The 8,567-nt window shown below is 28.2% G+C and carries 12 protein-coding genes; 11 read left to right on the forward strand and 1 reads right to left on the reverse strand.

Translation table 11 applies throughout. The features are described from left to right. The first annotated feature begins 46 nt into the window (after positions 1–46). The 4 genes from DZ65_RS0109445 to DZ65_RS0109460 are packed head-to-tail and all read left to right on the forward strand — an operon-like array spanning position 47 to position 4,500. Positions 47–871, forward strand: a complete 825-nt coding sequence (locus DZ65_RS0109445; protein ID WP_024791645.1) for an NAD(+)/NADH kinase — start codon at positions 47–49, stop codon at positions 869–871. Beyond that, complete coding sequence (locus tag DZ65_RS0109450) at positions 871–2,415, forward strand: AAA family ATPase (protein ID WP_024791646.1); 1,545 nt, start codon at positions 871–873, stop codon at positions 2,413–2,415. Before DZ65_RS0109445 ends, DZ65_RS0109450 begins: the two co-directional genes overlap by 1 nt. Next, positions 2,415–4,115, forward strand: coding sequence for a molybdopterin-dependent oxidoreductase (locus tag DZ65_RS0109455; RefSeq protein ID WP_024791647.1), 1,701 nt, complete (start codon positions 2,415–2,417; stop codon positions 4,113–4,115). Before DZ65_RS0109450 ends, DZ65_RS0109455 begins: the two co-directional genes overlap by 1 nt. Then, positions 4,093–4,500: a YchJ family protein gene (locus tag DZ65_RS0109460; RefSeq protein ID WP_236617409.1), complete on the forward strand. Its 408-nt coding sequence runs from the start codon at positions 4,093–4,095 to the stop codon at positions 4,498–4,500. Before DZ65_RS0109455 ends, DZ65_RS0109460 begins: the two co-directional genes overlap by 23 nt. Before the next feature lie 34 nt (positions 4,501–4,534). On the opposite strand, the gene recR is transcribed toward DZ65_RS0109460, so the two are convergent. Further along, positions 4,535–5,098, reverse strand: coding sequence for a recombination mediator RecR (gene recR, locus DZ65_RS0109465; RefSeq protein WP_024791649.1), 564 nt, complete (start codon positions 5,096–5,098; stop codon positions 4,535–4,537). A 51-nt stretch (positions 5,099–5,149) separates the two neighbouring features. On the opposite strand from recR, the gene msrB reads away from it, so the two are divergent. The 7 genes from msrB to DZ65_RS0109500 all read left to right on the forward strand — a co-directional run bounded on the left by msrB (position 5,150) and on the right by DZ65_RS0109500 (position 8,480). Continuing rightward, on the forward strand, positions 5,150–5,518 hold the full coding sequence (gene msrB / locus DZ65_RS0109470) for a peptide-methionine (R)-S-oxide reductase MsrB (RefSeq protein ID WP_024788374.1): 369 nt from the start codon (positions 5,150–5,152) through the stop codon (positions 5,516–5,518). 1 nt (position 5,519) lies between these two features. Then, entirely contained in the window at positions 5,520–6,257 is a 738-nt protein-coding gene (locus tag DZ65_RS0109475; RefSeq protein ID WP_024791650.1) for an alpha/beta fold hydrolase, read from the forward strand. 378 nt (positions 6,258–6,635) lie between these two features. Continuing rightward, a complete protein-coding gene (locus DZ65_RS10240; protein ID WP_051433560.1) occupies positions 6,636–6,989 on the forward strand; it encodes an MTH1187 family thiamine-binding protein in 354 nt (117 codons plus the stop codon). Next, entirely contained in the window at positions 6,986–7,333 is a 348-nt protein-coding gene (locus DZ65_RS11390; RefSeq protein ID WP_024791652.1) for an ATP-binding cassette domain-containing protein, read from the forward strand. Before DZ65_RS10240 ends, DZ65_RS11390 begins: the two co-directional genes overlap by 4 nt. Then, complete coding sequence (locus tag DZ65_RS11395) at positions 7,281–7,679, forward strand: ATP-binding cassette domain-containing protein (RefSeq protein ID WP_024791653.1); 399 nt, start codon at positions 7,281–7,283, stop codon at positions 7,677–7,679. The genes DZ65_RS11390 and DZ65_RS11395 overlap by 53 nt, the downstream gene beginning before the upstream one ends. Before the next feature lie 12 nt (positions 7,680–7,691). Beyond that, positions 7,692–8,162, forward strand: a complete 471-nt coding sequence (locus tag DZ65_RS10245; RefSeq protein ID WP_236617410.1) for an HIT domain-containing protein — start codon at positions 7,692–7,694, stop codon at positions 8,160–8,162. A 9-nt stretch (positions 8,163–8,171) separates the two neighbouring features. Next, on the forward strand, positions 8,172–8,480 hold the full coding sequence (locus tag DZ65_RS0109500; RefSeq protein WP_024791654.1) for an iron-sulfur cluster assembly protein: 309 nt from the start codon (positions 8,172–8,174) through the stop codon (positions 8,478–8,480). Positions 8,481–8,567 lie beyond the last annotated feature (87 nt).

Consider the following 8,567-nt stretch of genomic DNA (forward strand, 5'->3'; position numbering starts at 1 on the left):
ATTATAAATGTTCATAACTTGCTATAATTATAAAAAAAGGTTTAAATTGAAAGCGGGATTTGTACTTAAACCAAAAGCGGATGAAAAAATAAAAAGGGATTTTTTAGAGATAAAAAAAATTTTTGAAAAAAACAATATAGAAGTTTTAATTGATACTGTTTGTGCAAAATTAATAGGACTTTTGGGGATGGATTTTAATAAAATGTGCGAAGAGGCTGATTTTCTTGTCGCACTCGGGGGAGACGGCACTTTAATATCACTTACAAGAAGAAGTTACAGGTATCATAAGCCTATACTTGGTATAAATGCAGGGAAACTAGGGTTTTTAACTGATATAAATCCTGAAAATATTAATGAATTTATTGAAAAATTTTTAAAAGGTGAATATAGAATAGATGAAAGAATGGTTATTGAAGTTGAATTTAACAATAATCTTTTGTATGCTTTTAATGATGTGGTTATCAGTAAGGATATTAATTCATCTATGATACACATAGATATAGATACAAATGAGGCCCATTTAAATACTTATCACGGAGACGGCCTTATAATTTCCACTCCAACAGGTTCGACCGCATATAATTTAAGCGCCGGCGGCCCTGTTGTGTATCCTTTGACGGAGAGTTTTATATTAACGCCTATCTGTCCGCATTCTCTTACACAAAGGCCTCTTGTTATTCCGAGTAAATTTAAAATAGAGGCAAAAGTGAAAGAAGATTTTGCAAAAATGATAATAGACGGTCAGGAAATATTTGATATAAATTCCGACATTAAACTGAGAAAAGCAAAATATCCTGCAAAACTGATACACAGGATGGAAAGAAATTATTTTGATGTGTTAAGGGAAAAACTTCATTGGGGAGAAGGGTAGTGATAGAAAGAGTCTATATAAAAGATTATGTTACATTTGAAGAAGTGGAACTTGAATTTCAGAAAGTTGAGCTTGAATTTTCAAAAGGTCTGATTGTTTTTACGGGTCCCAGCGGGGCCGGGAAATCTGTTTTAATGAGGGGAATTTTGTCAATTTTTGGATATTTTGACGTAAATGCCGCTTTGTCGGAAGCCGTTGTTGATGCAAATATAGATTTGGAAAAATACGGAATCGAAAACGATGAAGTTCTTATTTTTAAACAGATTAAAAAAAACAAAAACAGGTATTTTATAAATAATCAGGCAGTCAGTAAAAAAACAATTAAAGAAATTTCTTCAAAATTTCTGGATTATCTCTCTTTAAGGGAAATAAAAGAGTTTGAAAATAAAAATATATTAAGTCTGCTTGATAAAATTATTCAGGAGAAAGATTATTATGTTAAATTAAATGAATATAAAAATCTATATAATAAATATAAAAAATTATTAAAAGAACTAGAATTAATAACAAAAAAACAAAAAGAATCTGCTGAAAAAAAAGAATTTTTAAAGTATGAAATAGAAAAAATAGAATCAATTTCTCCAAAAACAGGAGAATTTGAAGAATTAATGAAAATCAAAAAAGATTTAAGCAGAATTGAAAAAATAAAAGATAAAATTCATGAAGTGGAAAGAATATTTGATTTAGAACATATTGTATATGAATTTTTGGAAATGACAGACGAAGATGGAGAATTTTTTTCAAATACTATGAATGAATTGAGAATTATGATTGATAAAGCTGTTGAAAAAGCGTCTTTTTTGGAAAATGTAAATATAGAAGAAGTGTTGGAAAGATTATCCAAACTTCAGGAATTAATCAGAAGATTTGGTAGTATTGAAGAAACACTTAAATATTATGAAGAAAAGAAAGAAGAATTAAACAGGTTTGAAAATATATCTTTTGAAAAAGAAAAACTTATTAATGATATTCAAAAACTTAAAAAAATCTTAAATGAAACAGCCCGGTTTATAACGGAGAAAAGAATTATTGCGGCAAAAAAGCTTGAAGAAAAAATTAATTATTTTTTGAAAAAACTTTATATGCCCGGAGCTAAAATATATTTTTCTGAAGACGGGTTAAACGAGTCGGGAAAAGATAAAGTCGAAATAATCGTCAATGATATAGATCTTAATACAATTTCCACCGGAGAATTTAACAGACTGAGAGTAGCGCTTTTGGCAAGTAAACTTGAATATGAAGATGAAGAAAAAAGTCTTTTTTTAGATGAAATAGATGCAAATTTGAGCGGCGAAGAAAGTATGAGTGTAGCCGAAGTATTAAAATATCTTTCCACTAAATATCAGATTTTTGCTATTTCCCACCAGCCTCAGCTTGCAAGTGTAGCCGATAAACATTTTTTGGTTACGAAAGAAAACAATAAAAGTTATGTAAAAGAACTGAGTGTTAATGAAAGAATAAATGAAATTGCCAGAATAATAGGCGGAAAAGAAAAAAGTAAAAAAGCTTATGAATATGCAAAAGAGCTTTTAAAAGGAAAATAATGTTTTGCCCACTTGACTGCTGGGACGCCTGCCAGTGTAAAATGGAAAACGGAAAACGGAAAATTAAAGCAGAGGGAATAACTCCTTATCTTTGCTGGAAATTAAACAATTATTTTAAATTTCCTATAGAATCTACTGCAAAATTTAATGGTAAAAATATTATGTTAAATGAAGTGTTACATAAATTTACAACTATATTAAAATCAACTCAGCCTAAAAAAGTTCTATTTATCAAAGGTTCCGGCAATATGGGATTAATGCAAAATGTTACGAAATTATTTTTTGAAAAATACGGAGCTACTTTTGCCGTTGGCAGCACATGTGACGGAATAGGGGAGAAAGGTATTAAAAAATCAAGAGGCAAAAGTTTAATTTTACCAATATGGATTGTAAAAAATGCTAAGAATATTATTATTTGGGGAAGAAACCCATATGTTACTAATATTCATCTTTTGCCTTTAATAAAAGATAAATTCACTATTAATATTGATGCAATAAACACTAAAACAGCTAAAAATTCTGATTTTTTTATTCAGGTAAAACCAAACAGCGATTATTATCTGGCTGTATTGCTTTCACGGATGGCAATGGAAAGGAATTTAGTTAAAAAAGATGACGGTTTGGATTTTGAAAAATTTAAAAAAATAGTTTTTTCTTATTCCAAAAACGAATTAATTGAAAAATCCGGAGTAAATGAAAAACAGGCTGAAAAACTGTTTGAAATAATAACCGAAGGTGCTGTTGTTTTAACCGGGCTTGGTATTTCTAAATGTAAAGAGTGTTATAAAACCGCATGGGCAATTGATTCACTTTTTTATATGCTGGATTATTTTGGGAAAAAAGACATGGGTGTTGCATATCTCGGAAGCAGCAGTTTTGGGATAAACAACCCTTTTAAAATAAATCATAAAAACAAAATAGCTCTGTTTGATGTTAATCTGGATAATTTTGATGTAGTTTTTATTCAGGGCGCAAATCCGCTTATCAGTTTTGTAAACAGGGATAAATGGAAAAAATTAAAAGAAAAAAAGTTAATTGTATTTGGAAAATATTATGATGAAACGGCAAAAATTGCAAATCTTTTTATTCCTACAAAAGATTTTTATGAAAAAAAAGATGTAAGAGGAAGTTATTTTCATGAATATGTTTTAACAATGGAAAATGTAAAATGGAAAATGGAAAATGAGCTTTGCTCATCTGGCTGCTTGAAAAGCGGCCACGATGAAAGAATTAGTGAGTATGAGTTTACAAAATATTTATTTAATGAATTTGGATTTGGAGAATTGAAAAAAGAAGACGAATATATCAGGGAAATTTTAGATTCTAACTTAGAAAAAATAAATGACAATGTTTATAAAAAAAAGGTGTTTGATAAACCTCCTTACAGCGAAGGATTTTTTACAGAGGATAAAAAGTTTCATTTTTTAACTGAATTGTTTGAAAGAAATGAAAAAGAGTTTGAAATTATTACGGCAAAAGAAGCAAAAGCATTGAATTCACAGTTTAAAAAAGACGAAAATATTTATATAAATCCAGAGAGTAAAAATATTATGCTAAATTGGGTTAAAAAAAATATCAATCAAAAATTAATAAAATATGATAAAAACGTACCAAAAAATATCATATATACAAAAGGCGGAACTGTTATAAATGAAATATTAAAAGCAAAAGGGGAGAATGCATATTATGAAATTCAGTAAAAATTCTTTATGTCCATGCGGTAGCGGTAAAAAATATAAAGACTGCTGTTTCAAATGGCACAAAATAAATTCAGCTCCCGATGCACTGTTGCTTATGAAAAGCAGATTTTCTGCTTATGCCATGGGCAATGCCGAATATATTATAAAAACCACTCATGAAGATTCCCCTCATTTTGAAAAAGACAAAAAAGCTTGGGTTGAATCTATAAAAGATTTTAGTAATAGTTATTTCAAAAAATTAGAAATTATTGAATTTATAAATGGAAAAAAAGAGGCGTTTGTCGAATTTAAAGCTTATATTGATGAATATGTAATGCATGAAAAAAGCAGATTTGTAAAAGAGGATAAATGGTATTATATTGACGGAATGCAATATGAAAATTAACAGATTTCCAAAAATATTGCTTTGTAAAAAAGTGTCAAACTTTATGTCTTAATTTTATGGCTTTTGCTAAGGAATTGATATCAACATTTTCAAAATGTACCCCCGTTGGAACACCTTGGGCAATTTGAGAAAATTCAATTTCTAAATCTTTTAATCTGTCTTCTAAATATAAGCTTCTTGCTTCACTTTCGCTTGAGGGAGGAAAAGCAAAAATAATTTCTTTTATTTTTTTATCTTTTATAAAATTTTTAAGTTTTTGAATTTTTTCATCATCTAAGTGATTTAAAACAAAATAATATCCTCCGTAACTTCCACTCTCTTCAATAATCATTATATCTTTTGAGCTTTCTACAATTGCAAGTATTTTGTCTCTGTTTGGATTATCGCAAATTTCACATATTTCATGTTCGCTGAAATTGCCGCAAATTGAACATTCTTTTATATTTGTAACTACGTTTTCAATAGCATTAATCAGTTTCATTGCCCTGAATTTATCTTTTGCCAGAAATAAAGCAAGTCTTGTTGCGCTTTTTTTGCCAATGCTCGGTAATTCTTCCAAAGCTTCAATTAATTCATTGATTGAATTCAAATCTTTCATTTTTCTCCTAATTTTAGTAAAATTTGTGAAATTATAACAAAGGTTGATAATTTGTGTAACTGTAAAAATAAATTAAACGATTTTGAAAAATATGTTATTTGTGATAAAGGCACCGAACCGGCTTTTGATAATGAATACTGGAATAATAAAAAACCAGGTATTTATGCATGTAAATGTTGTGAAAAAGAGCTTTTCAGCTCGGAGCATAAATTTGACAGCGGCACAGGATGGCCGAGTTTTTATATACCGGTTGGGAAAATTCTTGAAGCTCCTGATTTCAGCGGCGGAATGAACAGAGTGGAGGTAATGTGCGCAAACTGTGAGGCGCATCTCGGACATCTTTTTGGAGACGGACCTATGCCGACAGGTCTTAGATATTGTATAAATTCAGTTAGTCTTAAATTTATACCAAAGGTTTAATTTGGCTGTTAGAAATCTTGAGGTTGATGATAAAAAATTTAAAATTGCTTATGATATTATAAATCCGAATAAGGAAAAAAATATTATTTTTTTGCACGGTTGGGGTTCAAACAAAGAAATTATGAAAGTTTTTAGTGATAATTTTAAAGATTTCAGGCATATTTATATTGATATGCCCGGATTTGGCAAAAGCAGTAATGATTATATTTTAACCACTTTTGATTATGCAAAAATAATGGATAAATTTTTAAATGAACTAAATATAAAAAAAGATATTATAATAGGACACAGTTTTGGGGGAAAAGTTGCAACCCTTCTTAAACCGGATTTACTTGTACTTCTTGCAAGTGCCGGGATAGTTTTGCCAAAACCGTTTAAAATTAAATTTAAAATAAAATTTTATAAAACATTAAAATTTTTAGGGCTAAGTAAATTTAGAAAATATTTTGTAAGCAAAGATGCTAAAGGAATGAATGAAAATATGTATGAAACGTTTAAAAATGTAGTGGATGAAGATTTTAGCGATATTTTTAGAAATTATAAAGGAAAAGTACTGATTTTTGGAGGAGATGAAGATAGTGCAGTTCCGCCTGTTGCTATTAAAAAACAGGGTAAATTATTTAATAGTAAAACTATTACGTTAAGTGGAAATCATTATCTATTTTTTAACTCACCTGATATAAACAATGCAAAAAAAAATAGAAAAATAATAGAAAAAACAATTAAAAAAGTAATATGAAAAAATTAATTATATTTCTATCTGTTTTGCTCATGATTCGCCTTATTCACTTGATAAATTTAAACCAATACTAAACAATGCAAAACTTCAGGCACCTACAAGTAAATACAATCCTTTATACAGTGTAAAATACGGTAAATTTAATGCATATGAAAATAAATATTTTTATCTGCAGGATAATGATTTAATGGTATTTTATATGTGCAAAAAACACATATAAATGATAATAAAGAAAAAATCCTCTATGCAAATTTAAAAATATTTCCTTTAAATTCTAATGAATTTACATTTTTACAGATTCATTCTGATAATAATTTAAAACAAGAAATAAAAGAAAATGGTTATAAAAAAATTTTCTTAGGTAAAAATGAAGGTTTTATGAAAATAAAAATTTTAAAAAACGCTAAAAACTACGATAATAAGGAGAATTTATGGGTAGAATTTGCTATGTTTCCGACAGATAAAGGGGAAAGTGTAAGTGAATATGTCAGTAGAATTATAAAAATGTTTAAAGAAAGTGATATTAATTTTCAGTTAACGCCGATGGGAACAATATATGAAGTAAATACAATTGAAGAAGCTACTGATATAATCAATAAAGCTTATAAGCTTTTAGAACCTGAGTGCAACAGGGTATATACAGCAGTTAAAATGGATATAAGAAAAAATAAAAAAAACAGAATGAAACAAAAAATTGAATCAATTGAAAAGAAAATAGGAAAAGTGAATTGATAAAATTAAAAGGCGTTAAGCATCATATTTTGGAAATTGATGAACTTGAAATTGATGAGAATAGTGTTATTTTAGGGCCAAACGGCAGCGGGAAAAGCCTGCTTTTAAAAGTTATTACACATGAATTATATCCGCAGCGTTTAAAAGAAAGACTGGTTTTTGGTAAAAAAATCACTTTAAGAGAAGCAAGGAAAATTTTCGGGGTTGTAAATTCTGATTTGGAATATTTTTATAAAAATGAACATATCAGTGTTTTTGATGCAATTATTTCTTCTTTTAAAGAAGCTTTGGTTGTTTATAATTTTTTTGAATGTAATAAATTATCAAATAGAAAAAACTTATGAAATTTGTGATAAATTTAATTTAAATCATAAGCAGGATGTTTCAACTCTTTCGCTTGGAGAAATTAAAAAAGTATTGATTGCGAGAGCGGTTATTCATAACCCAAAAATTTTATGCCTTGATGAACCTACAAACGGGCTTGACATCAAAGCAAAATATGAATTTTGGGATTTTATAAAAACACTTAATAAAAAATTTATTTTAATCACTCATGATTTTTATGAAATAAATAATTTATTTAGAAATATTATTATGTTAAGAAATGGAAAAATTATTAACAAAGGAAATAAAAAAATACTTAACAAAGAAAACATTTCAAAAGTATTTAATTTTAAAAAGATTTTTTAATGGATAGACTCTATGCTCCATGGAGAAGAGAATACCATACTAAAAAAACAAAAAGGATGTGTGTTTTGTAATATTGCTTCATCTCCAGAATATGATAATGAAAATCAAGTCTTTTTCAGAGATGAAATTTGTTTTTTTGTAATGAACAGGTTTCCATATAATCCAGGTCATTTTATGATAATTCCAAACAGACATGTTGGAGAATATGAAAATTTAAACGAAAAAGAAGTAACATACATTGCAAAAATGGCACAAATAGGATGTAAAATTTTAAAGGATTTTGGAGCGGATGGAATAAATATGGGTTGGAATTTGGGATTTGACGCAGGGGCCGGAATTCCAGGGCATATACATCTGCATTTGGTCCCAAGGTTTAAAAGAGATACAAATATAATGACAACTGTTTTTGAAACCAGGGTTTACAGTGCAGATTTTGATAAAATATACGAAGAAATTAAAAAAATTTCTAAAAAATACCTTTAAGGAGAAAAAATGGATTTTTTTAAAATAGTTCAGACAATAGAAAGCATCCAACATCCGGCAATTGCCACAAGTCTGGTAAATCTTGGTATGCTGGAAAATATTGATTTTAAAGGAAACACAGTTAAAGCCACATTTGTATGGCCGTTTGAGGGAATTCCTATAAAAGAGCAAATTATTAATTCTGTAAAAACACCCCTTGAAAATATGGGGTTAAAACTGGAATATAATGAAAGAATAATGAGTGAAGTTGAAAAACAGAAATTTTTAGAATTGGAAAAAAAATACTGGAGAGGAGGAAATTCTGGTTGCGGAGTTTAAACTTTTCTTAAAAACTCAAAAACTGTGTAAATCCTAATATAGATGTGATAAAATAAAAAAATAAAGTATGAAGAGATTGAAAAAGAA

Origin of the sequence: Lebetimonas sp. JS032, from assembly GCF_000523315.1 — a bacterium.
In the GTDB taxonomy this organism is placed as follows: Bacteria; Campylobacterota; Campylobacteria; order Campylobacterales; family Nautiliaceae; genus Lebetimonas.